Annotated in this window: 24 protein-coding genes; 14 read left to right on the forward strand and 10 right to left on the reverse strand. The window is 51.8% G+C overall.

Annotated elements, in window-relative coordinates:
• Positions 1–91 precede the first annotated feature (91 nt).
• The 3 genes from actP to acs form a co-directional block, all read right to left on the reverse strand.
• Positions 92–1,744, reverse strand: coding sequence for a cation/acetate symporter ActP (actP, locus tag AC6HVW_RS24575; RefSeq protein WP_021182246.1), 1,653 nt, complete (start codon positions 1,742–1,744; stop codon positions 92–94).
• Positions 1,741–2,052, reverse strand: a complete 312-nt coding sequence (locus AC6HVW_RS24580; protein WP_021182245.1) for a DUF485 domain-containing protein — start codon at positions 2,050–2,052, stop codon at positions 1,741–1,743. The genes actP and AC6HVW_RS24580 overlap by 4 nt, the downstream gene beginning before the upstream one ends.
• Before the next feature lie 191 nt (positions 2,053–2,243).
• A complete protein-coding gene (gene acs / locus AC6HVW_RS24585; protein WP_071682952.1) occupies positions 2,244–4,202 on the reverse strand; it encodes an acetate--CoA ligase in 1,959 nt (652 codons plus the stop codon).
• 888 nt (positions 4,203–5,090) lie between these two features.
• Here acs and gltP point away from each other — a divergent pair.
• Positions 5,091–6,407 (forward strand): glutamate/aspartate:proton symporter GltP, encoded by a 1,317-nt coding sequence (gltP, locus tag AC6HVW_RS24590; protein WP_071682951.1) that lies wholly within the window; start codon positions 5,091–5,093, stop codon positions 6,405–6,407.
• A gap of 116 nt (positions 6,408–6,523) precedes the next feature.
• Here the strand turns inward: gltP and AC6HVW_RS24595 are convergent, their stop codons facing one another.
• Positions 6,524–7,057 (reverse strand): metal-dependent hydrolase, encoded by a 534-nt coding sequence (locus tag AC6HVW_RS24595; RefSeq protein WP_071682950.1) that lies wholly within the window; start codon positions 7,055–7,057, stop codon positions 6,524–6,526.
• Between the two features lie 36 nt (positions 7,058–7,093).
• Positions 7,094–7,711, reverse strand: coding sequence for a TetR/AcrR family transcriptional regulator (locus AC6HVW_RS24600; RefSeq protein ID WP_071682955.1), 618 nt, complete (start codon positions 7,709–7,711; stop codon positions 7,094–7,096).
• 114 nt (positions 7,712–7,825) lie between these two features.
• Between AC6HVW_RS24600 and AC6HVW_RS24605 the strand changes: the two genes are divergently transcribed.
• The gene (locus AC6HVW_RS24605; protein WP_071682949.1) at positions 7,826–8,419 is read left to right on the forward strand and encodes an NAD(P)H-dependent oxidoreductase; all 594 of its coding nucleotides are present in this window, start codon (positions 7,826–7,828) and stop codon (positions 8,417–8,419) included.
• Between the two features lie 47 nt (positions 8,420–8,466).
• Here the strand turns inward: AC6HVW_RS24605 and norR are convergent, their stop codons facing one another.
• Positions 8,467–9,987: a nitric oxide reductase transcriptional regulator NorR gene (gene norR, locus AC6HVW_RS24610; RefSeq protein ID WP_071682948.1), complete on the reverse strand. Its 1,521-nt coding sequence runs from the start codon at positions 9,985–9,987 to the stop codon at positions 8,467–8,469.
• A gap of 162 nt (positions 9,988–10,149) precedes the next feature.
• Here norR and norV point away from each other — a divergent pair, with 162 nt between their 5' ends.
• From norV to AC6HVW_RS24625, 3 genes are read left to right on the forward strand one after another with little or no spacing between them, the layout of a single operon-like run.
• Positions 10,150–11,610 (forward strand): anaerobic nitric oxide reductase flavorubredoxin, encoded by a 1,461-nt coding sequence (gene norV / locus AC6HVW_RS24615; RefSeq protein ID WP_071682947.1) that lies wholly within the window; start codon positions 10,150–10,152, stop codon positions 11,608–11,610.
• Positions 11,607–12,740 (forward strand): NADH:flavorubredoxin reductase NorW, encoded by a 1,134-nt coding sequence (gene norW, locus AC6HVW_RS24620; RefSeq protein ID WP_186487132.1) that lies wholly within the window; start codon positions 11,607–11,609, stop codon positions 12,738–12,740. The genes norV and norW overlap by 4 nt, the downstream gene beginning before the upstream one ends.
• A gap of 49 nt (positions 12,741–12,789) precedes the next feature.
• Positions 12,790–13,143: a TehB family protein gene (locus AC6HVW_RS24625; RefSeq protein WP_186487130.1), complete on the forward strand. Its 354-nt coding sequence runs from the start codon at positions 12,790–12,792 to the stop codon at positions 13,141–13,143.
• Positions 13,144–13,200: 57 nt separating this feature from the next.
• Here the strand turns inward: AC6HVW_RS24625 and AC6HVW_RS24630 are convergent, their stop codons facing one another.
• From AC6HVW_RS24630 to AC6HVW_RS24645, 4 genes are all read right to left on the reverse strand, one after another.
• Complete coding sequence (locus AC6HVW_RS24630) at positions 13,201–13,689, reverse strand: GNAT family N-acetyltransferase (protein ID WP_071682944.1); 489 nt, start codon at positions 13,687–13,689, stop codon at positions 13,201–13,203.
• A complete protein-coding gene (locus AC6HVW_RS24635) occupies positions 13,686–13,979 on the reverse strand; it encodes a type II toxin-antitoxin system TacA family antitoxin (RefSeq protein WP_071682943.1) in 294 nt (97 codons plus the stop codon). The genes AC6HVW_RS24630 and AC6HVW_RS24635 overlap by 4 nt, the downstream gene beginning before the upstream one ends.
• A gap of 444 nt (positions 13,980–14,423) precedes the next feature.
• Positions 14,424–15,527 (reverse strand): baeRF11 domain-containing protein, encoded by a 1,104-nt coding sequence (locus tag AC6HVW_RS24640; protein WP_071682942.1) that lies wholly within the window; start codon positions 15,525–15,527, stop codon positions 14,424–14,426.
• A 385-nt stretch (positions 15,528–15,912) separates the two neighbouring features.
• Entirely contained in the window at positions 15,913–16,839 is a 927-nt protein-coding gene (locus AC6HVW_RS24645) for a LysR family transcriptional regulator (protein WP_071682941.1), read from the reverse strand.
• A gap of 162 nt (positions 16,840–17,001) precedes the next feature.
• On the opposite strand from AC6HVW_RS24645, the gene AC6HVW_RS24650 reads away from it, so the two are divergent.
• From AC6HVW_RS24650 to citG, 9 genes are all read left to right on the forward strand, one after another.
• Positions 17,002–18,093, forward strand: coding sequence for a 4-oxalomesaconate tautomerase (locus tag AC6HVW_RS24650; RefSeq protein WP_071682940.1), 1,092 nt, complete (start codon positions 17,002–17,004; stop codon positions 18,091–18,093).
• Between the two features lie 87 nt (positions 18,094–18,180).
• Positions 18,181–19,425, forward strand: a complete 1,245-nt coding sequence (locus AC6HVW_RS24655; RefSeq protein WP_071682939.1) for an MFS transporter — start codon at positions 18,181–18,183, stop codon at positions 19,423–19,425.
• An 81-nt stretch (positions 19,426–19,506) separates the two neighbouring features.
• Positions 19,507–20,367, forward strand: coding sequence for a fumarylacetoacetate hydrolase family protein (locus AC6HVW_RS24660; RefSeq protein ID WP_071682938.1), 861 nt, complete (start codon positions 19,507–19,509; stop codon positions 20,365–20,367).
• Positions 20,368–20,447: 80 nt separating this feature from the next.
• Positions 20,448–21,494 (forward strand): [citrate (pro-3S)-lyase] ligase, encoded by a 1,047-nt coding sequence (gene citC / locus AC6HVW_RS24665; RefSeq protein WP_071682954.1) that lies wholly within the window; start codon positions 20,448–20,450, stop codon positions 21,492–21,494.
• Between the two features lie 67 nt (positions 21,495–21,561).
• Positions 21,562–21,852: a citrate lyase acyl carrier protein gene (gene citD, locus AC6HVW_RS24670; RefSeq protein WP_071682937.1), complete on the forward strand. Its 291-nt coding sequence runs from the start codon at positions 21,562–21,564 to the stop codon at positions 21,850–21,852.
• A complete protein-coding gene (gene citE / locus AC6HVW_RS24675; RefSeq protein ID WP_071682936.1) occupies positions 21,852–22,727 on the forward strand; it encodes a citrate (pro-3S)-lyase subunit beta in 876 nt (291 codons plus the stop codon). The genes citD and citE overlap by 1 nt, the downstream gene beginning before the upstream one ends.
• A 29-nt stretch (positions 22,728–22,756) precedes the next feature.
• Positions 22,757–24,280: a citrate lyase subunit alpha gene (gene citF, locus AC6HVW_RS24680; RefSeq protein WP_071682953.1), complete on the forward strand. Its 1,524-nt coding sequence runs from the start codon at positions 22,757–22,759 to the stop codon at positions 24,278–24,280.
• Positions 24,277–24,825 carry a citrate lyase holo-[acyl-carrier protein] synthase gene (gene citX, locus AC6HVW_RS24685; protein WP_186487128.1) on the forward strand — a complete coding sequence of 183 codons (549 nt, stop codon included), beginning with the start codon at positions 24,277–24,279 and terminating at the stop codon, positions 24,823–24,825. The genes citF and citX overlap by 4 nt, the downstream gene beginning before the upstream one ends.
• Positions 24,797–25,669, forward strand: coding sequence for a triphosphoribosyl-dephospho-CoA synthase CitG (citG, locus tag AC6HVW_RS24690; protein ID WP_071682934.1), 873 nt, complete (start codon positions 24,797–24,799; stop codon positions 25,667–25,669). The genes citX and citG overlap by 29 nt, the downstream gene beginning before the upstream one ends.
• The last annotated feature ends 2 nt before the right edge of the window (positions 25,670–25,671 follow it).

A 25,671-nucleotide genomic window follows, 5' to 3' on the forward strand; every position in this document is an offset into this window, starting at 1 on the left:
TAATACTCGATCTGCAAATTAACCTGCCAGAAGACCCAGCAGGCTAACTCTTTAAAGCAGGGCCGAGTCAACCTCAGCCCAAATGAACGCCTTAGTGTGCACTTCCCTGCGAAATCCCCAGCCCGGTTTGTGAACGTACAAACTGGGCGCGGAATTTCACGCGCTCTTGCTGCCCAACCAACGAATTGTCGGTCACAGAGAAGAACCAGGTGCCGATAAACGCGACCAGCATAGAGAACAGCGCAGGATATTCGTAAGGATAAATCGGTTTGGCATGGCCGAGGATCTGTACCCAGATAGTCGGGCCCAGGATCATCAGGATCACTGCGGTTAACAGACCAAGCCATCCGCCGATCATTGCTCCCCGCGTGGTCAGGCGTGACCAGTACATGGAAAGAATGATGATTGGGAAGTTACAGCTGGCCGCAATGGAGAATGCCAGCCCCACCATAAAGGCAATGTTCTGCTTCTCAAACAGGATCCCCAGCGCAATAGCCACCACCCCGAGCAACACCACGGTGATTTTGGAAACTTTCAGCTCATCACGCTCGGTTGCTTTGCCATTTTTGATGACGCAGGCATAGAGATCGTGAGAAACCGCAGAAGCCCCTGCCAAGGTTAGCCCGGCAACCACGGCCAGGATCGTGGCAAATGCCACCGCAGAGATAAAGCCAAGGAAGAAGTTCCCCCCCACCGCGTTAGCCAAATGCACCGCCGCCATGTTGTTACCGCCAAGCAATGCGCCACTGGCATCCTTGAAGGCCGGGTTGGCACTGACCAGCAGGATCGCACCGAAACCGATAATAAAGGTCAGGATATAGAAGTAACCGATAAAACCGGTGGCATAGAACACGCTCTTACGCGCTTCTTTGGCATCGCTAACGGTGAAGAAACGCATCAGGATATGTGGCAAACCGGCGGTACCGAACATCAATGCCAGACCCAGGGAGAGGGCGGATATAGGGTCGGAGACCAGTCCACCCGGGCTCATGATGGCAAGCCCTTTAGGATGCACCTTCACGGCTTCGGCAAACAGGGTATTGAAGTCAAAGTTGACGGATTTCATCACCATCAGCGCCATAAAGCTGGCACCGGCCAACAGCAGCACGGCCTTGATGATTTGCACCCAGGTGGTCGCCAGCATGCCACCGAACAGGACATACAGCACCATCAATATGCCGACCAAGATAACGGCGACGTGGTAATTGAGGCCGAATAACAGCTGGATCAATTTACCCGCGCCCACCATCTGGGCGATCAGGTACAGCGCCACCACCACCAGGGAACCACAGGCTGATAGTGAGCGGATAGGCTTCTGTTGCAGGCGGTAAGAGGCCACGTCGGCGAAGGTATATCGGCCAAGGTTGCGCAGCCGCTCGGCAATCAGGAACAAAATGATTGGCCAGCCAATCAGGAAGCCGATGGAATAAATCAGCCCATCATAGCCGGAGGTATAAACCAGCGCGGAGATACCGAGGAACGATGCCGCAGACATAAAGTCGCCGGCGATAGCCAGGCCGTTTTGCAACCCGGTGATGCGCCCGCCAGCGGTATAGTAATCCTGACGAGAGCGGGTACGTTTGGAAGCCCAGTAGGTGATGTAAAGAGTGGCACCGACGAACAGCAGGAACATGATGATGGCCTGGATGTTCAGAGGTTGGCGCTGTACTGCACCACCAATGGCATCGGCATGGCTTAGGCCTGGCAGGGCCAACAGTGCGGCAGCTGAAAGTAGGCGCTTCATTGCTTCACCTCGCGTAGGATTTCAGCATTCAAGCGATCGAATTCACCGTTGGCACGATAAACATAGATCCCGGTTAACACGAAAGAAATCACGATCAATCCCACGCCAACCGGGATCCCACGGGTAATGGTTAATCCGGGACCGAGTGGAGTCCCCAACCACTGAGGATCGAAGGCGATCAGCAAGATAAAGCCGACGTACAGCGCGAGTGTGATCAGTGACAGGAGCCAGGCGAAACGGCTGCGCTTTTGCACCAGCTCCTGAAAGCGCGGGTTTTCTTCAATCCTTTGATAAATATCTTCATTCATCCGAGTTTCTCCAATAGGTATTGAACAAGTACGCCACGCGATACCCTTCCAGCTGGCAAATTGGCGCTCTGCGGGCCGCCTTGACCCATCCCAGCCAAATGTCTGGGATCGGCTTTACTGCAGTTGAAAGCTTTCAGGTATACAGGCCGTTCAGCTGCGCATGGCAGACGAACGGCCGGAGGCAGCGCGGATTAGGATGGAACTTTCATTAATTGTTTCTCTTCCAACAGTTTTTCGACTACAGCCGGATCCGCCAGCGTTGAGGTATCCCCCAGGTTGCTGGTATCACCGGCGGCAATTTTGCGCAGAATACGCCGCATGATTTTGCCAGACCGCGTTTTTGGCAAAGAGTCGGTCCAATGGAGAATGTCAGGCGTGGCAATCGGCCCGATTTCCTTACGTACCCAGTTACGTACTTCGGCATACAGCTCCGGCGTTGGCTCTTCCCCATGATTCAGGGTGATATAGGCATAAATCGCCTGGCCCTTGATGTTATGCGGAATGCCCACTACCGCGGCCTCGGCAATTTTGGGATGGGATACCAATGCGGATTCAATTTCGGCGGTGCCCAGACGGTGGCCGGAAACGTTCAGCACGTCATCGACACGGCCGGTTATCCAGTAATAGCCATCTTCGTCACGGCGTGCGCCGTCACCGCTGAAGTACATGCCTTTAAAGGTTGAGAAGTAGGTTTGCTCGAAGCGGTCATGGTCACCGTACAGAGTTCGAGCCTGACCCGGCCAAGAATCGGTGATCACCAGGTTGCCTTCACAGGCGCCTTCCTGCGGGGTACCCATATTGTCGACCAATGCAGGTTGCACGCCAAAGAATGGGCGAGTGGCAGAGCCAGCCTTCAGCTCTGTAGCACCTGGTAGCGGGGTGATCATGAAGCCACCGGTTTCGGTCTGCCACCAGGTATCAACGATCGGGCATTTTGCGTTACCAATCTTGTTGTAATACCACTCCCAGGCCTCTGGGTTGATCGGCTCACCCACGGAACCCATAATGCGCAGCGAATCGCGTTTGGTGCCTTCGATTGCTTTATCGCCTTCGGCCATTAGGGCGCGGATTGCCGTTGGTGCGGTATACAGGATATTGACCTGATGCTTATCCACTACCTGCGACAGACGGTTTACCCCTGGATAGTTCGGCACGCCTTCAAACATCAGCGTAATGGCACCGCAGGCCAGTGGGCCATATAACAGGTAGCTATGGCCGGTAACCCAGCCCACGTCGGCGGTGCACCAATAGACGTCGCCATCATGGTAATCAAAGACGTATTTGAAGGTCAGTGCGGCGTAAACCAGATAGCCCCCGGTGGTATGCACCACGCCTTTCGGTTTGCCGGTTGAGCCTGAGGTATAGAGGATAAACAGCGGATCTTCCGCGTTCATCTCTTCCGCTGGGCAGTCGGCAGATACGCCTTCGGTCAGCTCATGCCACCAGAGATCGCGCCCTTCTTGCCAGTAGCCCGGCTTGCCGGTGCGTTGGAAGACCACCACGTTGTTGACGCTTTTCACCCCTGGGTTCTTCAGCGCATCATCGACGTTCTTTTTCAGCGGTACCGCGCGGCCAGCACGCAGCCCTTCATCAGCGGTGATCACCAGTTTGGAGTTGGAGTCGATAATACGGCCCGCTACGGCCTCTGGGGAAAAGCCCCCAAAGATCACCGAGTGCACGGCGCCAATGCGCGCACAGGCCAGCATGGCGACGGCGGCTTCAGGCACCATTGGCATATAGATGGCCACCACATCGCCTTTTTTCACCCCGAGCTTTTTCAGCACGTTGGCGAACTGGCAGACATCGTGATGCAGCTGTTTGTAAGTCACTTTGGCTGATTGGGTAGGATCGTCACCTTCCCAGATGATGGCGGTTTGGTCGCCGCGTTCGGCCAAGTGGCGGTCCAGACAGTTCGCTGACAGGTTAAGGGTACCGTCTTCAAACCAGCGGATGCTGATATGGCCGGGATCGAAAGAGGTATTCTTCACTGAGGTATAGGGCTTGATCCAATCGAGGATCTTGCCGTGCTCACCCCAGAATGCCGCTGGGTCTTGTACAGATTGTTGATAATACTGCTGGTATTGCTCCGGATTGATCAGGGCACGATCTGCAATTGCAGAAGGAATGGCGTGTTTGTGCAGTTGGCTCATGGTTTTTCTCCTTAGAATTGTTAATGATATGTCAACTGATGGTTAAGTATAGTTTGCCATGACGGTTTGTTTCTTTTTTGGGCGGCAGATCACGCAACGAAGATGTTGATTTGTAATAGTTACTGTCGTAATTGTGTTGTGTAACTGTTTGGTTGACGGTGAAAAGACGGGAATGGGCGTATTTCTGTTAAAAAAGTTTTTAGATAACTAAAAATATTAAGCGTGAGGCATCGGCTTGATGGTGCCGGAAACAATAAGGCCGAGGTTATATTTTACAGCGGATCTGATCTTATTAAGGGCTGCTATAAATACTCAACGTCATTGTTAGCCGCAACCCGTCAAAGGCTTATTTTCTTCTGCCTTTATTATGTTGGTTTTTTGAAAATCCAAACCAGATACCTGGTGAATGATTTTGTAGTTATTTATTAGTTTCATGAATCATATTGAGACTTATCTTAGCCGGTTGAAGGTATTCGTTTGAGGGTTTTATTTTCTTTTTCAAAACTTTTCATTAACAATATGGATACATACATTTGGACTAAATATGCAAATGCACTGACAAATCACGCACTTTTATTTGGATTAAAAATCGTCCTATCCAATGGGCTGTTGTTCTGCTCAAGCTAAAATTATGTTTTTTAGAACAAGTAATTATGTTGCAATTCGTTTTTTGTTTGTTGGTTTTTTGCTGGCGAAAATGACAAAAGCGATATGAAACAAGGCTTGCAGAAGCCCGCCTTCAGATGGTACAGATTTATACTGCGTTACACCAAGGGCAGTTGGCGCAGAGGTTCACAAACATAAGCCTGTAATAAATGATTAAGTATTCCTTCCGGAGCCTAGGCGTGTTTAACACGTTGGTACGGAGTCTTTGAGGACTTTTTGGGTATGAAAAATGTAAAAATCAGCCTGGCCTGGCAAATCCTGATCGCGTTGGTATTGGGTATTATCTTGGGCGCAGTGCTGCATAATCAAACGGAATCGCGTGAGTGGATGGTCAGTAATATATTGAGCCCCGCCGGTGATATCTTTATTCGTTTGATCAAGATGATCGTGGTGCCTATTGTTATTTCCACGCTGATCGTCGGTATTGCCGGTATTGGTGATACCAAAAAGCTGGGCCGTATTGGATTGAAAACCATTATCTATTTTGAAGTGATCACCACCATCGCCATCATCGTGGGTGTGACATTGGCTAATGTTTTTCAACCCGGGCACGGCATCGACATGTCGGCGCTGACCGCGGTCGATATCTCACAGTATGAAAAAACGACGGAACAGGTGCAAAGCGGCTCACATAGCCTGGTGGCCACCATCCTTTCGTTAATTCCTTCTAACGTGTTCTCGTCGATGGTCAAAGGCGACATGCTGCCGATCATCTTCTTCTCGGTGCTGTTTGGGCTGGGGCTGTCTTCCTTGCCGAAAGAGACCAAAGAGCCGTTGCTGAAGGTGTTCAAAGCGGTAGCCGAGAGCATGTTCAAGGTGACCCACATGATCATGCGTTACGCTCCTATTGGGGTGTTTGGTCTGATCTCGGTTACGGTTGCCAACTTCGGTTTCGCTTCGCTCTTGCCGTTGGCCAAACTGGTAGTGCTGGTTTACTTCGCCATCGCCTTTTTTGGTTTGGTGGTTCTGGGGGCCGTTGCACGGCTGTGTAACCTGCGTATCTGGACGCTGATCCGCATCTTGAAAGAAGAGCTGATCCTGGCTTACTCAACGGCCAGTTCGGAAACCGTGTTGCCGCGTATTATCGAAAAGATGGAGGCCTACGGCGCGCCAAAGTCCATCACCAGCTTCGTGGTACCTACCGGCTACTCTTTCAATCTGGACGGTTCTACGTTGTACCAGAGTATTGCCGCCATCTTTATTGCACAGCTGTACGGTATTGAGCTGTCGCTGGGGCAAGAGATCATTCTGGTGCTGACGCTGATGGTGACCTCAAAAGGGATTGCCGGTGTGCCGGGTGTCTCCTTTGTCGTGCTGTTGGCGACCTTGGGCAGCGTGGGCATTCCGTTGGAAGGTTTGGCGTTTATCGCCGGCGTTGACCGTATCCTCGATATGGCGCGTACGGCTCTGAACGTGGTGGGCAATGCGCTGGCGGTGTTGGTGATTTCCAAATGGGAACATCAGTTCGACCGTAAAAAGTCGCTGGCCTACGAACAGGAGTTCCTGGCCAGTAAAGTGACCCCTGCCAATCAGGCGTAAGGCGCTCCATTTCTTTCTCTCAAAACCCGCCGTTGGCGGGTTTTTTTAATTGAATGATGGCCAAATTGTTCCAATATTGATGGTCTACTCAGGATGAGATTTGCCTAATCAATCTCTCACTGGCGCTGCATGGCCTTACGCATCGCTATCATGCCGATCATCAAGATGGCACCTGGCAACCAAACCCACAGTAATTCCGACATGATCACCGCATGCCCTGCAGGAGTCAGGTATTTTTCGAGGCTAAACGGCGCTACGCGGATCACCTGCCAAGGCGCAAAGAAACGCTCATCACTCCATGGCCACAGCCAGCCGACGCCTTTGCCACCGGTGGTCACCGAATCCAGCAAACTGTGGGATAACAGCGAGATAAACAGGAATAACCAGGTCTTGACGGGGTTGGCCTTGAACCAGCGGTAGAACAGCATTGCCAAGCTAGGCATCAGGAACGCAAACAGCAGTGAATGCGTGAAACCGCGATGGCCAAACTGATTGCCGTAAGCCACGCCGAACTTAAACGCTAATACGTCGGCATCCGGCAGCATAGACAGTACCACGCCCGCGAACAGCAAGCGGGGCGGTATGATTTTTCGGCCCAGCCCTAAACCAAGGCATAACGGCACTGCGGCGTGGGTAACGATCGTCGGCATAACTCTCTTCCATGATGAGGGGCAACACTGTGCTAATTATGGCATAGCCATATCGGGCCGATCGCCACTTCGCTGCACCATCGAAATAATGATGCCGAATAACTCTTCCTTAGCCTGGGCTGCCGTAATCGCGCCACAACTGGTGGCGTAGGACAACCCTTCCGCAGAGCCGAGCATACCCCATAGTGCGGCGTCCTGAAGCTGATTATCGCAGCAGAAGGGGGCAAAGAGTTGGCGGCATTTCTCGATGAACACCACGGCGTAATCATTCCTGATTTTCTCAAGCTCGGGCGTACCGGCTAGTGCAGCCATGACGCTAGGCATTTCACGGCCTTGCAGCAGCACGCACTCAATGTAGGAAGTGGCAATCACCGAGGCTAAGGCCTCCAGCTCCGGTTGGGTATTTTGGATGGCTTCATCCATCCGCGCGGTTTGACGATAATCAAATTCTTGATATAGCGCGGCAAACAGGCCCGAACGGTTGGTGAAATGGTCATACACGACCGGCTTGGTGACGCCCGAGCGTTCTGCCAGATGGCCGAGCGTCAGTGCTTCGGTGCCTTCTTCATGAATGATTTCCCATGCGGTTGCCAGCAACTGCTGATAACGCTCTTCTCTCGATAGCCGAACTCGCGAATGTGGTTTGGAGACCATAGCCATATTTACCCGTTGACAGTGTTATATACTAAAGGTAACTTACCGATGGTAACTTACTGTTGGTATATAGAGTACGTTTTATACCTCGCCCTGACAATAGGAGCCACCCCAATGCACGCACTCATCGTTGTTTCCCATCCTCTCGATACGTCATTAACCCATGGTGTTGCAGCAGCCATTGCCGAAGGGATAGCGGCCGCCGATCCTGCCAATACGTTTGAAATTGCCGATCTCACTCAGGAAGGTTTCGATCCTGTGTACGGTGCTGCTGATATCGCCGCATTTTTAAAAACGGCCACCGTTCCCGCGGATATTCTGGCAGAACAGAAGCGTATCGATAGCGCGGATGCCCTGGTTCTGGTGTTCCCAATCTACTGGTGGAGTATGCCTGCCTTACTCAAGGGGTGGATAGACCGCGTATTTTCCAATGGCTGGGCTTATGAAGAGACGGCAGATGGGGCGGTGGTCAAGAAATTGGGGCATTTACCGGTGCATTTGGTTGCTCTTGGGGCGGCAAGCAAGGGCGTTTATGACCGTCACGGCTTTACCGATGCCTTTAACGCACAGATAACGCACGGTATTTTTGATTATTGTGGCGCTTCGGTTTACACATCTGAAATGCTACTGCTGCCAGAACTGGGGGAGCCAAAGGCTTACCTCGATGCAGCGTGTAACGTTGGCAACGGCATTTTCCGGCCAGCATAATGGAACTAGCTGGCCCTCAAACTATCGAGGGCCAAACTTGGCAGCGATCATTTAATCCCTAACCGTTTTGCCAGGCGGTGCAGATTTCCACTATCCAGACTAAGTTTACGCGCCGTGGCCGCCCAATTTTTATCGCAGCTTTCCAGCGTTTTCTGAATCACATCGCGTTGAAACTGTTGGGTCATCGTGGCCAGATCGGCTGCTAATACTGGCTCGTAGGGACTGTCATTAATCCTTTCTGCCATGAGTTCCACGTTTAAGTTAAAGTGCGTAGGCAGCAGCTCCAGCTCGGCATGGTTTTGCGTTGCGCGAGCCACTATTGCAGCCCGGTAAATGGCGTGCTCCAGTTCGCGAACGTTACCTGGCCATGGATACAGCTCCAGCGTAGATAACGCCGCTGAGGTCAGAGTTAATCGCGCCAGACCCAGCTTGATACGGCAACGCTCGCAGAAGAAACCAGCAAGCAGGGCTATATCGCCAGTGCGCTCTCGCAAGGGGGGCACGGCGATAGGGAAGACGCTCAGCCGATGATACAAATCAACCCGGAACACCCCGTCAACCGCCGCTTGTTTAAGGTCGCGGTTGGTCGCGGCCAGAATACGCACGTTGACGCGTTTCACCCGGTCATCCCCCACGCGTTGCAGGTCGCCATATTGGATCACCCGCAGCAACTTGGCTTGCAGGGAAAGAGAGAGTTCTCCAATCTCGTCGAGGAACAAGGTTCCCTCATCGGCCAACTCAAACTTACCGATACGATGTTGGATAGCTCCGGTAAACGCGCCTTTGACGTGGCCGAATAGCTCACTCTCTGCGACGTTTTCCGGCAGTGCTGCGCAGTTGAGATACACCATTGGCTTGGCGGTGCGCGATGATTTTCGATGAATGGCTTGCGCCACCAGTTCCTTCCCTACCCCGGTTTCACCCGTAATCAACACGTTGAGATCGGAATTGGCCACGATACTGATTTCTTGCTGCAGTTGGCGGACGAGCGGCGAAAGCCCAATCATCTCATCGCTGTGCTTGGCGCTGTTGATGTGTTGTTCTGCCAACGGTGACAGCGACTGTTTTTCCAACATCTCAACCAGCAGGGCGTTATTGAGTGCACCTGCGGCCAGTGCGCCAATCAACCGGAGCTCTTCGTCACTGAAGCGATCGAACTGCTGCGGGTCCATGCTATCGAAGGTTAAGGCACCGATTAAATCCTGCCCTGCGAACAGGGGTAATCCGATGCAGGCATGCACTTTCAATTGGCCATGGCCGGGGATCAGGCCGTCGTAGGGATCGGGCAAATCGCTGTCTGACGGGAAACGTACCAGGTTGCCGGCACGAGCGATGGCTTCCAGCCTAGGATGGGCGTCAAGGGAGAAACGGCGGCCCAATACATCTGGCGCCAGGCCATCAATGGCTAAGGGGCGGAACTGTTGCCCTTCAAAGCGCAGCAAAGCGGAGGCATCGCAACGTAACAGCGTTCTTAAGCTATTGATTAAAAATTGGAAGCGATCGCGCTGCGTGAGGCCATTTTGTAAGTCTATTGCGATGGTGGCGAGCGACTGGATCGAGAGAGCCATGATTGTCATTCCGACACTGAGTTGTCATAAAGACAATCTTATCCTGATGTCAATTTGACATCAATAATTTAAAAATTCACTAAAAACAATCAGATAATAACTGGCACGCCCTTTGCTCAATACCATTATCTCAAGGTAATGATTAATCAAAAGGTAGCGAGCATGGCAATCCAGGTAAAAAACAACATCCAGTGGGTCGGACAGCGTGATTGGGAAGTGCGTGATTTTCACGGCACGGAATATAAGACCCTGAAGGGCAGCAGTTACAACAGCTATCTGATCCGTGAGGAAAAAACGGTATTGATTGATACGGTGGATCACAAGTTCAGCCGAGAGTTTGTCCAAAATCTGTCGGCGGAGATCGATCTGCAAACGCTGGACTACATCATTATCAACCATGCGGAAGAAGACCATGCCGGTGCGCTCAGCGAACTCATGGCACAGATCCCCAATACGCCGATTTACTGCACCGCAAATGGCATTGATTCAATAAATGGCCATCATCACCATCCCGAGTGGAATTTCCACGTGGTGCATACCGGTGACAGCCTGGATATCGGCAATGGCAAACAGCTCGTCTTTGTCGAAACCCCGATGTTGCATTGGCCAGACAGCATGATGACCTATATCACCGGTGATGCGGTGCTGTTCAGCAACGACGCTTTTGGCCAGCACTATTGCGATGAGCATCTGTTTAACGACGAGGTCGATCAGAATGAACTGTTTGAGCAATGCCAACGCTATTACGCCAATATCCTGACCCCCTTTAGCCGCTTGGTCACGCCAAAAATCACCGAAATTCTCGGGTTTAATCTGCCGGTGGATATGATTGCCACTTCGCATGGCGTGGTGTGGCGCGATAACCCAACGCAAATTGTGCAACGCTATCTGGAATGGGCGGCCGATTATCAGGAAGACCGCATCACCATTTTCTACGACACCATGTCGAATAATACGCGCATGATGGCGGATGCCATTGCTCAGGGGATCAACGAAATTGATGCGCGTGTCGCGGTGAAAATCTTTAACGTGGCGCGCCATGATAAAAACGAGATCCTGACTAACGTCTTCCGCTCCAAAGGGATCCTGGTCGGCTCATCGACCATGAATAACGTGATGATGCCAAAGGTTGCCGGGCTATTGGAAGAGCTTACCGGCCTGCGCTTTCGCAACAAAAAAGCCTCGGCTTTTGGCAGCTATGGTTGGAATGGTGGGGCCGTCGATCGCATCCAGACCCGGTTAATGGACGGTGGTTTTGAAACTACGCTGGCGTTAAAGGCCAAATGGCGGCCCGATAGCGATACGTTGGAAATTTGCCGCCAGCATGGCCGCGATATCGCCCGCCAATGGGCCATTGCTCCTCTGCCAGCAGGGAAAACAATTTCCACAGATACCCCGACCGTTGCATCAACCACTCCGGCCCCCCTAAGTACTGAAAGCGCCGATTTGGGGCCAAGCATGCAGTGCAGCGTATGCCTGTGGGTTTACGATCCGCAGCAAGGTGAGCCGATGCAGGATGTCGCTCCAGGAACGGCCTGGCAAAACGTGCCGGACGATTTCCTCTGCCCGGAATGTGCGATGGGGAAAGAGGTCTTTGACGCATTGAAGCCGGAGGCCAAATGAACCACGGTATCCTGATCGTTGGCTCCGGATTTGCGGCCCGCCAGTTGGTTAAAAGCCTGCGCAAGCAAGACGCTAACGTGCCGATTAGCCTGATTGCTGCGGACAGCTGTGATGAGTACAACAAACCGGAACTGAGCCACGTTGTCAGCCAGAATCAATCAGCGGATGCCTTGACGCGGCAAACGGCGGGCAGCTTTGCGGAACAGTACTGCGTTACGCTGCATCCGAACATCCGCATCACCGCGGTGGATACCCAGCAAAAAACGGTAAGTAGCGATGAGCAGTGCTGGCCCTACGATAAGTTGGTGCTGGCCGTGGGGGCCTCGGCCATCGTGCCGTCAGTGCCGGGCCATCAACATATGCTGACGTTGAACAGCCAGCAGGAATACCGCCGCGGTGAAACGGCGTTGTTACAGGCGCAACAGGTGTTGATCCTGGGCGGAGGGCTGATTGGCTGTGAGCTGGCCATGGATATGTGCCGGGCGGGCAAGCGGGTCACGCTAGTCGACAAGGCCTGTAGTTTGATGTCGACGCTGATGCCGGTTGAGGCCAGCAGTGGCTTACAGCAGCGTTTGCAGCAGATGGGCGTCGAGCTGGTATTCAACCAACAATTAACGGCTGTTGAGCAATGGGAAAATGGCCTACGAGTCACGCTGAGCAATCAGCGTGAGTTGCTGGTGGATGCGGTGGTCTCTGCCATTGGGCTACAGCCGAATATTGCCTTGGCACAGCAGGCTAATTTGCAGGTTAACCGGGGCATCTTGGTTGACCGGTGCTTGCAGACGTCGGCGAAAGACGTTTATGCGCTCGGTGATTGTGCAGAAATCGATGGCCAGCTAATGCCTTTCCTGCTGCCCATCCAGTTCAGCGCCAAGGCTCTGGCCAAAAATCTGTTGGGGGAGGCTGAGGCTGTGAAATTCCCCGCTATGTTGGTCAAGGTGAAGACGCCCGACCTGCCTCTACATCTAGCGGGCGAAACCCAGCGCCAGGATTTGAGTTGGTCGATCACCGTCGATCCTCAGGGCATGATTGCCAAAGGTATGGATCAACAGCAGCAACTACGGGCATTTATCGTCAGTGAAGATCATATGAAGCAGGCGTTTGGCCTGTTGAAAGTGCTGACTGCCTGAAGGCCATTGCCAGAATATTGCGACACTATTCATCCCCAGGGGGTTAGTCATGAAATACCGTATACCAGCTGATTACCGACATACACGTTCAACACCGTTCTGGGATCGAGACACGGTTCCGGGTGCCTTACTGACCCATCACAACACCAAAAAGGGCGTTTATGGCCGGCTTTCCGTGATGCAGGGCGCAGTGAAATATATCGGCTTTAACCACGAGCATGCCACTGAAGCGGAAATTGAAGTGATAATTTCGGCCGGGCAGTTTGGCATCAGCCCGCCTGAATATTGGCACCGCATTGAGTTATTAACGTCTGATACCTACTTCAATCTGGATTTCTTTGCTGCGCCAGATGTGGAACTGGAGGGTGAGGGATTCGGGCAGGTGGTTAACCGGAAAGGTTGAAGGGACGTACTCAAGCGGGCAGAGGATGCCCGCTTGGTGTAACGATACTCTTCCCCATTAAAGGCTCTCTATCAAATTACCCAACGTTATCATCAACATCATCGGATCGAGGGGGGAAGGTTCAAATCCCACTCGTAGATAGAACTCTCTGGCCTCAACGGATAGCGCATGCACCAGCATTCCGCGAATGCCAATGGTTTCCGCAACCTGGATAACCCGTAATCCAGCATCACGCACTAATGCACGCCCAACCCCCTGCCCATGTAACGCTTGGTCCACCGCTAGCCGTCCCAATATCACCACCGGTATAGGGTCGGGCATATTGCGGCGAAAACGGCCAGGGGCTGCATTAGTCATGATGGCGCTGGATGCCAGCGAGTAATAGGCCATTATTTTCATGTCATCACAGCAAACGAAAGTACGAGACGCACCCGTTAGCTGGTTTTTTATTGCCCTCTGCTTCAGCCAATTATCCATGCTTTCCACGCCACAGCAGAAAGCTGTTCTGACGTGCTCGGCACGGAGAGGTTGAGGAAAGGAGATCACTTTTTTTGATCCCACGGTGCAACAGAACGCATGGTCTTGCGTAATGCATCATTGGGTGCAGGAGCCTGATCCAAACGTGTCAGGAACTCTTGGTAGGCTTCGGGATCGACCATGATAATACGCTGTTCAATCAGTGCCTCTTCAGCGGCAGCGCGAGCGGCATCCAGCACGAAATCGGTGCGGTTTTTTCCTCTGGCTTTCGCGGCACGATCGATAAGCTCACGCTCAGCGGTCTTGATCCGCAGATTTAATGTTTCACGCCTTACGGGAACACTGTTAGCTGCCGACATGGTGAAATCCTCAATGTATTACTGGATGCTAAGTATACAGGTGTGTAACGTTAATGTCATTACACACATATTACCGAGGAGTTTGTTTGGGGAACCTGAACCCGTGAGGCCCCCAAATCTCTGAAGGCCAATTAACCCAGAACAGCAGCTAAATCAGCCGCAAATATGATGGGAAAACAACAAGGTTCCATTCGGTGTATCCAGCCCAACGGTAATATTGTGAGCTTGCAGAGGCACTGTTGCTACCAACATATTTTTACCAGCCGTAAACGAACAGGTTGGCGTGACCCCACTGGCTAAACAACTGATGGAAGAAGTCAAAGCAGAGTGTTTAAAACTTCTCTCTGATGAGAATTGATTCTACGGAAGTTTGTTCCTCGGTGCTGGCTATCCAAGAAGATGCGACCTAATTTAATCGCACCTTCCTTGACCAGACAGAGTCTTTTATAGTGGGAAACGTAATATGGCGTTAAGATCGGCACCGGAAGGTAAATCGTCGCTGCGTACTGCTAAAACTCTTGCTCCGGTAGCCATCGCTCTTTTGGCAATCTCATCAATTAAATCGTAGGCGTCATCCTCATCGTTGTCACTGAAAGTGATTAATCCTTGCTCATCAATGATGCCTTTCAGCTTGCAGTCGAGGTTAATCAGCAGCAAATCAATGGCGCCGAACGTGGCTGCTCTTGCCGCATCTGAAAGATCCTGAGTGACCCGGCGTTCTCCTAAGCGTGTTTCAAAGCGCGAGGCTAACGCGTTCAATTGCTCCTGATAATAGTTATCCATTAATGGCCGCACCAACGTTACTAATTCAGAAGTACCAAGGTGCTCAGCATTTTTGAAAAGCGTTTCCTCTGCCAGGTTAGCCAATGAGTTTGTTGAACGGTAGATCGAGGCCAGCGGCTCGGTACTGACAAGGATAAGCGGAGAATCATGTCTGGCAAACAGTGGACGTAATGCCTGGTCAATTTTGCGAGTATATTGCGCCAGTCGCACTTTGTGATGTGTCGCGCCATGGTGGTGATCATTCAATGCTGCATCCCCCATGGCATCCTTCATGGCGGTGGGCATCTCTGGCACTGTCATCTCTTCTGCGGGAGCATCAGCAAAAAATTCGATCAGGCGCGTCTGGTTTTCAGAGAGTGCAAGGATGTAGGCCGAATGTGGGAAGGTTAACGCACGTAGTAATGGTTTAAGGTAGAAACGTTTGCCCACTTCAAGTCGATTGGATAGCTCATTGGCCAGCCGGTAAGTTCGGATACTGTCTGGTGTTGCAAGCACCGCCAGGCTGCGTGCATGCAGGTCCCAAAATGACTCATCTTCCAACACAGAACGAAGCTGTTCTTCCAACAAGGCAACACGGCGTTTATCCAGGCCGCTGTCTGCAACCTGCAGCAGCGCTTCCTTGATGAAGTTACCAAGTTGAATTTTACTGGCCTCTAAGTGCTGGCGTAGAGGCGAGGTTTCAAGATAAATCGAGATACAAGCATCCGCATGAATATCAGCTAAATAGGCATATTCTTCACGGCTAGGGATATCAACATAAAGCATGTGCACCTCGCAAAATGACAAGATTATTTAGGTGGTACGGCTTCTTTGGGGTCTTTCCGCTAACATCTGTGGTGAGAGCCTTGAGCAGACAAACAGCCCGTACCTTAACAATAGTTGCTTCCTTGATGACCGGGGAACAATCAGGTGTTTTTTTATGCTGTTTTAATGAGGTACTCGTAACCCGGATCGCCTGATGTCATTCCTGTCGCCTCTCAGAAAAGCGGTTGGGATGAACGAGCAAAAGGATGTTGCCGTCGTCTGCGAGCTTATAGACGTTTGGCTGCATGGATTTTTTGTGTCAGTGAGAGCCACAGACAGGCCTCCTGGGGCGGAGGTTTCGAGGCTGGCGCAGTCGGCAGGGCTCTAATGAGGTCCAAAACTAGGGTCACAGGTTAAATTTCCCGACCCAAGGGCTATTCCGGTCGTTCGACCACAGCTGTAACAGCATCTCCTTGAATCGTTCTGCTGCCGGGCTAAGTGAGGTTTCACGGCGTTGAATCAAACCGAGCGTTCTTCTCACCACCGGTTCAATCAAGGGGCGGCTCACCAAGGTAGGGTGGTCATCTTTGGGCATGGCCAGGCTGGGAAGTGCCGCAATGCCCAAGCCCGCCTCAACCAGCCCCAACGAGGTAGAAAGATGGCGAACTTCGTAAAACCAATTCGGATCCCACTTGGTATTTTCCAGGGCTTTCTCAATGAGAAGGCGATTACCGCTGGAGCGTCTCACACCAATAAGTGGGTACCCATCCAATTCCTCCCACATCACCAATGGCTTTTGGGCCAAAGGATGGTCCCGTCGACAAGCCAGCACAAAGGGTTCGTTAACTAGCGGCATAAATTCAACGTTTGGATGTGTGACATTGATCATGTTAATGCCGAAATCAGCATCGCCATTTAGCACCGCTTCCAGGCAATTATTTGTACCGTGCTCAAGGATCCGCACACGAATATTTGGATAAGAGGCATTGTAGTCACGGATAACGGTGGGCAGGAAATAGAATGCGGCAGTAGGCAAACAAGATAACGTGACTTTCCCAACCTGGTGCGAAGCCATCTCTTTAATATTCAACACTGAATTTTCAAATAAATTGAGTAAATTCCGTGCATTAGGTAAAAAACTCTTGCCGACAGCGGTCAGACTGACTCGGCGAGTCGAACGTTCAAACAGCGGCGTCCCCAGGCTCTCTTCCAGCTTTTTAATTCTGCGCGTCAGCGCGGGTTGAGTGACGTTCAGCACCTCTGCCGCCTTGGTAAAACAACAAAATTCTGCAACTTTTACAAAAGCTTGGATCCCTTGTAGCTCATGCTGCATAGCGTAATCCCAAATGAAGAAATAGGCCTGTTTAACCACAATGATAGCATCGGTATTAATGTCAAAATCGAATCAATCTCCCGATTTTAGGCATTAGAGTAATTGATCGCCTTATGGGAATCTTGTGTCATCAAAAGTTGTTCATTGCCGAGATGATTAATTATGTTGCAGATCCCTTGTGTGCTCATGCGTGGAGGGACCTCGAAAGGTCCCGTATTATTGGCCAGCGACTTACCTCAGGAGCGGGAAGCAAGAGATGAAATACTCTTGTCCCTGATGGGTGCCGGTCATGAACTTGAAATCGATGGTATCGGTGGTGGAAGCCCGCAAACCAGTAAGGTAGCAATAGTGAGCCCATCGACCAGCGCGGATGCTGATATCGATTATCTGTTTGCACAGGTGATGGTAAAAGAGCGGCATGTGGATACCACGCCAAACTGCGGCAATATGCTGTGTGCCGTTGGGCCTTTTGCTATTGAAAAGGGGTTGGTGGCTGCGACCGATCCCGTAACCCGGGTACGAATTCGTAATCTCAATACCGGAACCCTGATCGATGCTGATATTCAGACACCGGATAAAATTGTGACCTACGAAGGCGATACCACGATCGATGGCGTACCGGGTAGCGCGGCTCCGGTTGGGCTGACTTTCTTGAATTCTGCTGGTTCCAAAACGGGTAAATTACTCCCGACAGGTAAGGTCATCGATGTTATTGAGGGTATCGATGTGACTTGCATTGATATGGCGATGCCCATGGTGTTAATCAATGCCCGCGATTTAGGTAAACGCGGTGACGAATCGCCACAGGCATTAGACGCGGATAAAAATTTTCTTCAGGCGCTCGAAAACATCAGATTAAAAGCCGGGTTGGCCATGGGCTTAGGTGATGTCAGTAACAAGGTGATACCGAAACCGGTATTACTAAGCGAAGCCAGCGCGGGTGGTACCCTAAAAGTCCGTTATTTTATGCCCCATAATTGTCACAAATCATTAGCCATTACGGGCTCAGTAGGCATTGCTACCGCTTGCCTGATGCCTGGGAGTATAGCTAATCAATTCGTTGATCAACCGGCGGGTGACTTTCTCGAACACGTCGTCATTGAGCATCCCAGCGGAAAGATTGATATCTCTTTGGTTAAAACAGGGAGGGAAATGGAAAGTGTCCGTGCTTCAGTAATAAGGACTGCCCGGAAACTGTTTGTTGGCAATGTGTGTGTGGCTGAAGGATATTTAGAAACGGAAGACGCTTGTTGATTTCGTGCTGCCTCAATGAGCAGACATGTTTTATTTAACGGTGATTTATCTCTCTGTACCTACACTTAATATAACAATGAGGTCATAATGACTGTGTCCAAATCAACTGATCTGCCAGGAAAAGGCAGTGGTGTTAGCGCCAGAAATTATTATCGCGTAATACTGGCCCTGGCTATCTCGGGGTTGGCTGAACTAGCCTCTTTATTTTTTATACAACCCCTCCTACCTCGTTTAGCCATTGAGTATGACGTTGCCGTTAGCCATGTCAGTATTATTCTTTCCGCGGAGACCGCGTTATTGGCAATAGGCTTGCTATTTACCGGCACGCTCTCAGACCGATTTGGACGGAAACGGTTAATTATAATATCGCTGTTTACCGGGGGCGTACTGACTCTCCTATGTCCCCTGGTTGAATCCTGGGCGTTGTTGGTGATGCTACGCGGTGTTATTGGGCTGTCGCTCAGCGGTATAGCGGCAGCGGCGACTGCTTATATCAGTGAGGAAGTGGCACCCGTCGTGGCAGGGGTGGTCACCGGATACTTTGTATTTGGTAACTCGATAGGCGGTATGTCAGGGCGTGTTCTGGCCAGCCAACTCATTGACTATGTCTCCATCGACATCATCTTCTACGGTTTTGCCGTGCTTTTGATGCTGGTCTCGTTGATGGTTTATTTTGTCTTGCCTGAATCGAAAAAGTTCCAGCCATCAAAAAGTATTAATTTTACCCGTGTTCTGAAAGAAGGTGCACAGCACTTTAAAAATAAAAAATTGGCGCTAATGTTTGTAGTCAGTTTTATTATTTTCGGTGTGTTTACCTCTTTATATAACTATCTTGCTTTCTTCTTGGCTCAAGAGCCGTTTAATGTGTCACACGCGCAAGCTGGATTGATTTCATTCAGTTTTGCTTTGAGTTTTTTCACCGCACCACAGGCAGGGCGTTTATCAGCGAAGTTTGGTGGAATGAAAGTATTGGCTGGCCTTTTTGTGATGATGATTGTCGGGATGTTGCTGACGTTGACACAAAATACCGCCGTATTCATTGTTGGCGCAGTCATTTTTACCGGATGCTTCTTCGGTTGTCACTCTATCGGCTTAAGTTGGGTGAGTAAAAATGCGACCCATTCTCGTGGGCAAGCAACGGGGTTATACCTGTTCTTCTACTATATGGGTGGCTCGGTAATCGGTTATTGCAATGGACTGGTTTTTGCCACCTTCGGCTGGCCTGGGATGACCGGGTTCATTATCGCCTTGCTGGGGGTTGGGATCGTAGTGGCCAATTATTTAGGGGCGGTGGGTAACATCCAACTTGTCCCCGCAAAAAGTAATGAGTAGTACCATTTTTAAGCAGTGAATTATTATTGCCGGCAATGAGCATACTTATTGCCGGCCCAGGAAAATCCAATAGGCCCTTTTATGAAACTCGCAAGCTATAGCCACGGTGGTCAAAAAAGTTACGGTATTTATACTCCCAACGGCATTATCGATCTGGGGGGCAGAATTGGTACGCAGTACCCCTCTTTGAAATCCTTGTTGGAAGGTGATGCTCTTGCGTTGGCCCGTGAATTTATCCGTTGCCAACCTGATGTTTCTCTCGATGATCTTACCTTCCTGCCGGTCATTGAACAGCCAGGTAAAATCCTTTGTGTCGGCATGAATTATGCCGAGAAACGAAAAGAGTTTGATGAACAGAACCCTGCACCCACGTTATTCGTCCGCTTTGCCGACTCTCAAACCGGCCACGATACCGATGTCATCAAACCTAGGTTAACCAAGGAATTTGATTACGAAGGTGAGTTGGCTGTCATTATTGGTAAATCAGGTGAGAACATTGGCCGTGAGCAGGCCTTTGAGTATGTCGCGGGCTACAGCTGTTATATGGATGGCTCGGTGCGCGACTGGCAGCACAGTTGGTATACCGCCGGAAAAAACTGGCGCAAAACCGGCTCTTTTGGGCCTTTTCTCACCACAGTCGATGAAGTTCCCGACCCCCACGCTTTGTCTATTCGCACTTATCTGAATGGTCATATGGTGCAAGACGACCACACCAGCAGCATGATCTACAAAGTCGCAGAGCTAATTGAGTATATCAGCACTTTCACCTTCCTCAGCCCAGGTGACGTAATCATTACTGGTTCGCCAGGTGGGGTTGGGAAAAAACGCAATCCTCCACTGTTTATGAAACCGGGGGATTGTATCGAAGTAGAGATTGAAAACATTGGCCATTTACGCAACTCAATTGTTGAAGCCAGTTCACGATGCAACATTCCTGCGTAATAAAACGGGCTCCAGAACATCAGCAGAGATGTCAAAAAGGTGGGAGTGACGTAATGGACGACAGTCTGGGAGTGTCCTTGATGGATATCATTGACCCCGTTGAGTTTGAAGTGATTTCTGTTACCGATGACGTCGTTTGGATCGGAGAGATACACTCGTTTTTACAGCATTGCCATCTGGGGATTGATCGGGACATTGAGCTGTTTGTCATTGCCCGCAAGGGCAAAAACATCATCGCCTGTGCCGGTTTGGCGGGCAACACCATCAAGTGTGTGGCCGTGGATATTGCCTGGCGTGGGGAAAAGCTTAGCGTACGGATTGTCGAAGAAGTGGCTAAGCTGGCCGCACAGCGTGGCAACATACACCTTTTCTTGTATACCCGCCCTGAAAATAAGGTTTTCTTCCGCGGATGCGGTTTTTTCCCGATAGCCGAGGTTCCAGGTATCAGCGTGTTGCTGGAAAACACGCCGGTGGGTATAGCCCGGTATCGCGCCTCGCTCCAGCCGTTCAGGAAACCGGGCGAGCGTATCGGCTGTATCGTGATGAATGCCAACCCCTTCACTCTTGGCCATCGTTATTTGGTGGAACAGGCACTGCAAGCCTGTGATTGGTTGCATATCTTTGTCGTAAGTGAGGATGTTTCACAGTTCCCGTTCGCGCAACGGTTGGAAATGGTACGCCAAGGCGTGGCCGACCTCAGTGGCCTGACGGTCCACCCCGGCACTGGTTACCTGATTTCCCGGGCAACATTCCCCAGTTATTTCCTCAAAGAACAGAAGGTGATTAACGAAACCTATTCAGCGATGGATCTGCTTATTTTCCGCCGCTATATCGCGCCTGCGTTAGGGATCACTCACCGTTTTGTCGGCACGGAACCCCATTGCGCAGTCACAGCACAATATAACGATGCCATGCATTACTGGCTGGAAGGCTCAGATAACGCAATCTCACGGGCAATAAGCGTGGTGGAGATCGATCGTAAAACCACCATGAATGGCCGGGCGATTTCCGCTTCCGATGTACGCCAGCTATTACGCCAACATCAGGCCGAGGCTATTGAGGACATTGTGCCCAAGACCACGTTGCCCTATCTGCAATCCTATTGCTTACCGGTCTGTACATACTGAAATGCGTTCATCAACCGTCAAATAAGGTTATCCATTTTACCAATGTCTCGAGGCAGGAATTCATACCATGAAAATAACTAAGGCGGCTCTGGCCGGCACCTTTGAGTCCAGCGATTTGTTGGTCAAGGTGAGCCCGTCAGAGGGAGGGCTGGACGTCGTGATTAACAGTGAGGTGTTCAAACAGTTTGGTGAGCAGATAGCGACAGTCGTGCACCAAACCCTGAAGGCGCTCGATGTCACGGATGGGCTGGTGATCATTGATGACAAAGGTGCGCTGGATTGTGTTATCCGAGCCAGGGTTCAGTGTGCGGTGTTACGCGGCACACAGGACGAAACGCTCAACTGGGAGGTGTTGTGATGAAAAAGTTGCGTCGGAGCATGTTATTTCTCCCCGGTTCAAATGCGGCCATGTTGTCGACTGCATTTGTGTATAAACCGGATTCAATCATGTTTGACCTGGAAGATGCGGTGTCTCTGCGGGAAAAAGACAGCGCCCGCATTTTGGTCTTCCACGCACTGCAACTCCCGATGTATCGCGACATTGAAACGGTGGTACGCATCAATCCGCTCAATACGCCATTTGGTTTGAAAGACTTGCAGGCAGCCGTTCGCGGCGGCGCTGATGTCATTCGTCTGCCAAAAACCGACAGCCCGGATGATATTTACCAACTGGAAAATGAAGTCGCCCGCATTGAAGAGTCCTGCGGTCGCCCAGTGGGATCAACCCGTTTGATGGCGGCGATTGAATCGGCTGTTGGCGTAATCAATGCGGTGGCAATTGCCCGCTCTTCACCACGTCTGATGGGGATTGCTTTGGCCGCGTTTGATTATGTGATGGATATGCAAACTGAACGGGGTGATGGAACCGAGCTGTTCTATGCGCGTAACGCGGTGCTGCATGCGGCACGGGCGGCAGGAATTGATGCATTTGATGTGGTGTATTCCGATATCAATGATGAAGCGGGTTTTCTACGTGAGGTGGATCTGATCCGCCGGATGGGCTTTAACGGCAAATCCCTGATTAATCCCCGCCAGATAGAGTTGCTGCACAACGCTTACGCGCCGACACAGGAAGAAGTGGATTACGCCATGCGGGTGATTGCCGCCGCCGAAGAAGGTGAACGTGCAGGACTTGGGGTCATCTCACTGAATGGGAAAATGATTGATGCCCCGATCATTAATCATGCCCGCATCGTACTCGATCGCGCCCATGCATCAGGTGTACGCCAATGATGAATAAACGGAACCAACGGGAAAAGTCGATGATTAATGTAGTTGATTCATTGCGCCAGCACTGCGCCGATGAGCATCACTGGACGCTATTCAGTGGTGCTAACGTCCATACTCCTTACCTGGCCGATATCCGTCAAAAGCATGAGCGCAAACTGTGTGCCAGCCTGGAAGACGCCATTACCCGCAGTGGTTTGCGCGACGGTATGACCATCTCCTTTCATCATGGATTTCGTGAGGGCGATAAAGTCATCAATACCGTAGTGGACGCTCTGGCCAGGCAGGGACTGAAAAACATCACCTTGGCCTCCAGCTCTCTGATGACCTGCAATACGCCATTGATTGAACATATTCGTAACGGCGTTATCCGCAAAATTTATACCTCGGGCATGCGTGGCCCGTTGGCTGAGGCTATCTCTAACGGGCTGATGAAAGAACCGGTACAGATCCATTCTCATGGCGGGCGGGTGAAGCTGATCGAAAGTGGTGAAATCACCATTGATGTGGCCTTCCTCGGCGTGCCTTGCAGCGATGAGTATGGCAATGCTAACGGGACAGCAGGCCAGTCACGCTGCGGCTCACTCGGTTATGCGATGGTGGATGCACAGTATGCTCGCCACGTGGTGCTGCTGACTGAGGAAATCGTCCCATTCCCCAACCTGCCTGCCAGTCTTTTGCAGACTCAGGTAGATAGCATAGTGCAGGTCACAGAGGTTGGTGACCCGGCGAAAATCAGCGTAGGGGCGGCACGTGTGACCAGCAACCCGCGTGAGCTGATGATTGCCCGAATGGCTGCTGATGTGATCGAGCATTCAGGCTATTTCAACAACGGTTTCTCGCTACAAACCGGCTCTGGCGCCGCATCAACGGCCTGCACCCGTTTCCTTGAGACTCGCATGCTACGCCAAGACATCGTGGCGAGTTTTGCGTTGGGGGGGATCACCGGCAGCCTTGTCGATCTGCACGAGAAAGGCTTGATCAAAACTCTGCTGGATACGCAAAGCTTTGACAACAGCGCAGCCTCCTCACTGGCAAAAAATCCGCGACATGTGGAAATTTCGACCAGCGTTTACGCCAACCCGGCGGCTAAAGCGGCCTGTTGTGACCAGTTGGATATCGTCATCCTCAGCGCGTTGGAGATTGACCTCGATTTCAACGTTAACGTGATAACCGGATCGGACGGAGTCATGCGCGGGGCTTCGGGTGGGCATTGTGATGTGGCTGCCGCTGCTAATCTGACCATCGTGGTTGCCCCCTTGATCCGCAGCCGTATTCCTACGGTGGTACGCCAAGTGACGACCTGCGTCACTCCTGGCGAGAGCATTGATGTTTTGGTCACCGACCATGGTATTGCGGTGAATCCTGCACGCCCGGAGGTATACCAACGCCTGTTGGCCGCGGGTCTGCCGCTCATGAGCATTGAAACACTGCATCAGCGAACATTGGAAATTTGCGGTGAACCGAAACCCATCGAGTTTGAGGATCGCATTGTCGGAGTGATCCGTTACCGCGACGGTAGCGTTATAGACGTTGTCCGCCAGGTGAAACAGCCGTGAGTAGCGCACCTGCTGTTGCGGTCACCCCGGTGACGCTGGAGGCATTGCTGGCCGCCCGGGATCGACGGGCCGAGCGGCAAAGACTCTGGTTGGAGCGCTGGCAAGAGACCCTGGTTTCACTGACGTTGGTCTGGCCTGGCGAGGTTAAAGATAGCCCGCAAGCCCGTCAGGTCATGCAGGTGGCACTAATGGCGTTTGGGGAGTTGGTTCAGGGAGCCGGGTGGGGGATCTGCCAGCATCAGGTTTTCTGGTTGCACGAAGGCGCGGAGGCTTTCTGGGCGATAGCGGCACCCGCAGCGGCGGTAAAACGTGCCACGGTTGCGTTGGAAAACCAGCACCCTCTAGGACGGTTATGGGATATGGATGTTTTTAGCCCACAGGACGGGTTGTTGAGCCGCAGTAGTTGCGGACAACCCGCCCGTACCTGTCTGGTTTGCGATGAACCCGCGCATGCTTGTGCCCGTTCTGGCAAACATCCGCTATCGCGGTTGTTACAGAGTATAGAGGACAAGATTGATGACTACGTCAACAGCTCATCGGTGTGAGCCTATTACTGCTGGCGCCATTGCGCAATTGGCCGTCGAAGCTTTACGACGTGAAGTGGAACTGACTCCCAAACCGGGCTTGGTAGACCGGGATGGTAATGGCGCTCACCGTGATATGGATTTGCCGTTGTTCCGCCGCAGCATCGCGGCGATAGCTCCCTGGTTCAGTCGTTTCGTCACGGTAGGTGAGCTGTCGGCCAATGAGAAAGGCTACGTAGCCTTAAGCAAGGTGAGGCCGGTGGGGTTGGCGTGTGAGCAGGATATGTTTCGGGCTACCGGCGGAGTGAATACTCATAAGGGGGGCATTTTCTCGCTGGGCTTGTTGTGTACGGCGGCGGGGCGCCTGGCGGGGAAGCAGCAGGCGATCACCAGCACCACTCTTTGCCAGGCAGTATCGTCCCTGAGCGCTCATCTGGTGGAACAGGAGCTGGTTCAGAGGCGTCGGGGTGTCACGGTAGGCGAGCGGTTGTATCAGCAATACGGCATGAAGGGGGCCAGGGGGGAAGCCGCCAGCGGGTTCATGACGGTACGGCAATACGCATTACCTGCATGGCAGCAGGCTTGCAAAGCTGGCTACGCGGAAGAACAGGTGTTATGGCATGTGCTGCTGACGCTGATGGCGCATAACTGCGATACCAATCTGGTGTCGCGTGGCGGGCTTGCTGGTTTGCGCTTTGTACAACGCCAGGCCCGGCAACTGTTAGAGATGCAGGACGCCGGGCTTGCCGAGCGTCGCAGGGCGTTGATTAGGCTGGATCAACGGATGACTGCGGATAACCTCAGCCCCGGTGGCAGTGCCGATCTGCTGGCTGTGACCTGGTTATTGGCTCAGTACCCATGCTGATG

The organism is Serratia sp. NCCP-200 (assembly GCF_059697885.1).

What these genes read in the sequence shown, in the direction of transcription:
- actP (WP_021182246.1), bottom strand. Translation starts at nt 1,744, where the DNA reads ATGAAGCGCCTACTTTCAGCTGCCGCACTGTTGGCCCTGCCAGGCCTA.
- AC6HVW_RS24580 (WP_021182245.1), bottom strand. Translation starts at nt 2,052, where the DNA reads ATGAATGAAGATATTTATCAAAGGATTGAAGAAAACCCGCGCTTTCAG.
- acs (WP_071682952.1), bottom strand. Translation starts at nt 4,202, where the DNA reads ATGAGCCAACTGCACAAACACGCCATTCCTTCTGCAATTGCAGATCGT.
- gltP (WP_071682951.1), top strand. Translation starts at nt 5,091, where the DNA reads ATGAAAAATGTAAAAATCAGCCTGGCCTGGCAAATCCTGATCGCGTTG.
- AC6HVW_RS24595 (WP_071682950.1), bottom strand. Translation starts at nt 7,057, where the DNA reads ATGCCGACGATCGTTACCCACGCCGCAGTGCCGTTATGCCTTGGTTTA.
- AC6HVW_RS24600 (WP_071682955.1), bottom strand. Translation starts at nt 7,711, where the DNA reads ATGGTCTCCAAACCACATTCGCGAGTTCGGCTATCGAGAGAAGAGCGT.
- AC6HVW_RS24605 (WP_071682949.1), top strand. Translation starts at nt 7,826, where the DNA reads ATGCACGCACTCATCGTTGTTTCCCATCCTCTCGATACGTCATTAACC.
- norR (WP_071682948.1), bottom strand. Translation starts at nt 9,987, where the DNA reads ATGGCTCTCTCGATCCAGTCGCTCGCCACCATCGCAATAGACTTACAA.
- norV (WP_071682947.1), top strand. Translation starts at nt 10,150, where the DNA reads ATGGCAATCCAGGTAAAAAACAACATCCAGTGGGTCGGACAGCGTGAT.
- norW (WP_186487132.1), top strand. Translation starts at nt 11,607, where the DNA reads ATGAACCACGGTATCCTGATCGTTGGCTCCGGATTTGCGGCCCGCCAG.
- AC6HVW_RS24625 (WP_186487130.1), top strand. Translation starts at nt 12,790, where the DNA reads ATGAAATACCGTATACCAGCTGATTACCGACATACACGTTCAACACCG.
- AC6HVW_RS24635 (WP_071682943.1), bottom strand. Translation starts at nt 13,979, where the DNA reads ATGTCGGCAGCTAACAGTGTTCCCGTAAGGCGTGAAACATTAAATCTG.
- AC6HVW_RS24640 (WP_071682942.1), bottom strand. Translation starts at nt 15,527, where the DNA reads ATGCTTTATGTTGATATCCCTAGCCGTGAAGAATATGCCTATTTAGCT.
- AC6HVW_RS24645 (WP_071682941.1), bottom strand. Translation starts at nt 16,839, where the DNA reads ATGCAGCATGAGCTACAAGGGATCCAAGCTTTTGTAAAAGTTGCAGAA.
- AC6HVW_RS24650 (WP_071682940.1), top strand. Translation starts at nt 17,002, where the DNA reads ATGTTGCAGATCCCTTGTGTGCTCATGCGTGGAGGGACCTCGAAAGGT.
- AC6HVW_RS24655 (WP_071682939.1), top strand. Translation starts at nt 18,181, where the DNA reads ATGACTGTGTCCAAATCAACTGATCTGCCAGGAAAAGGCAGTGGTGTT.
- AC6HVW_RS24660 (WP_071682938.1), top strand. Translation starts at nt 19,507, where the DNA reads ATGAAACTCGCAAGCTATAGCCACGGTGGTCAAAAAAGTTACGGTATT.
- citC (WP_071682954.1), top strand. Translation starts at nt 20,448, where the DNA reads ATGGATATCATTGACCCCGTTGAGTTTGAAGTGATTTCTGTTACCGAT.
- citD (WP_071682937.1), top strand. Translation starts at nt 21,562, where the DNA reads ATGAAAATAACTAAGGCGGCTCTGGCCGGCACCTTTGAGTCCAGCGAT.
- citE (WP_071682936.1), top strand. Translation starts at nt 21,852, where the DNA reads ATGAAAAAGTTGCGTCGGAGCATGTTATTTCTCCCCGGTTCAAATGCG.
- citF (WP_071682953.1), top strand. Translation starts at nt 22,757, where the DNA reads ATGATTAATGTAGTTGATTCATTGCGCCAGCACTGCGCCGATGAGCAT.
- citG (WP_071682934.1), top strand. Translation starts at nt 24,797, where the DNA reads ATGACTACGTCAACAGCTCATCGGTGTGAGCCTATTACTGCTGGCGCC.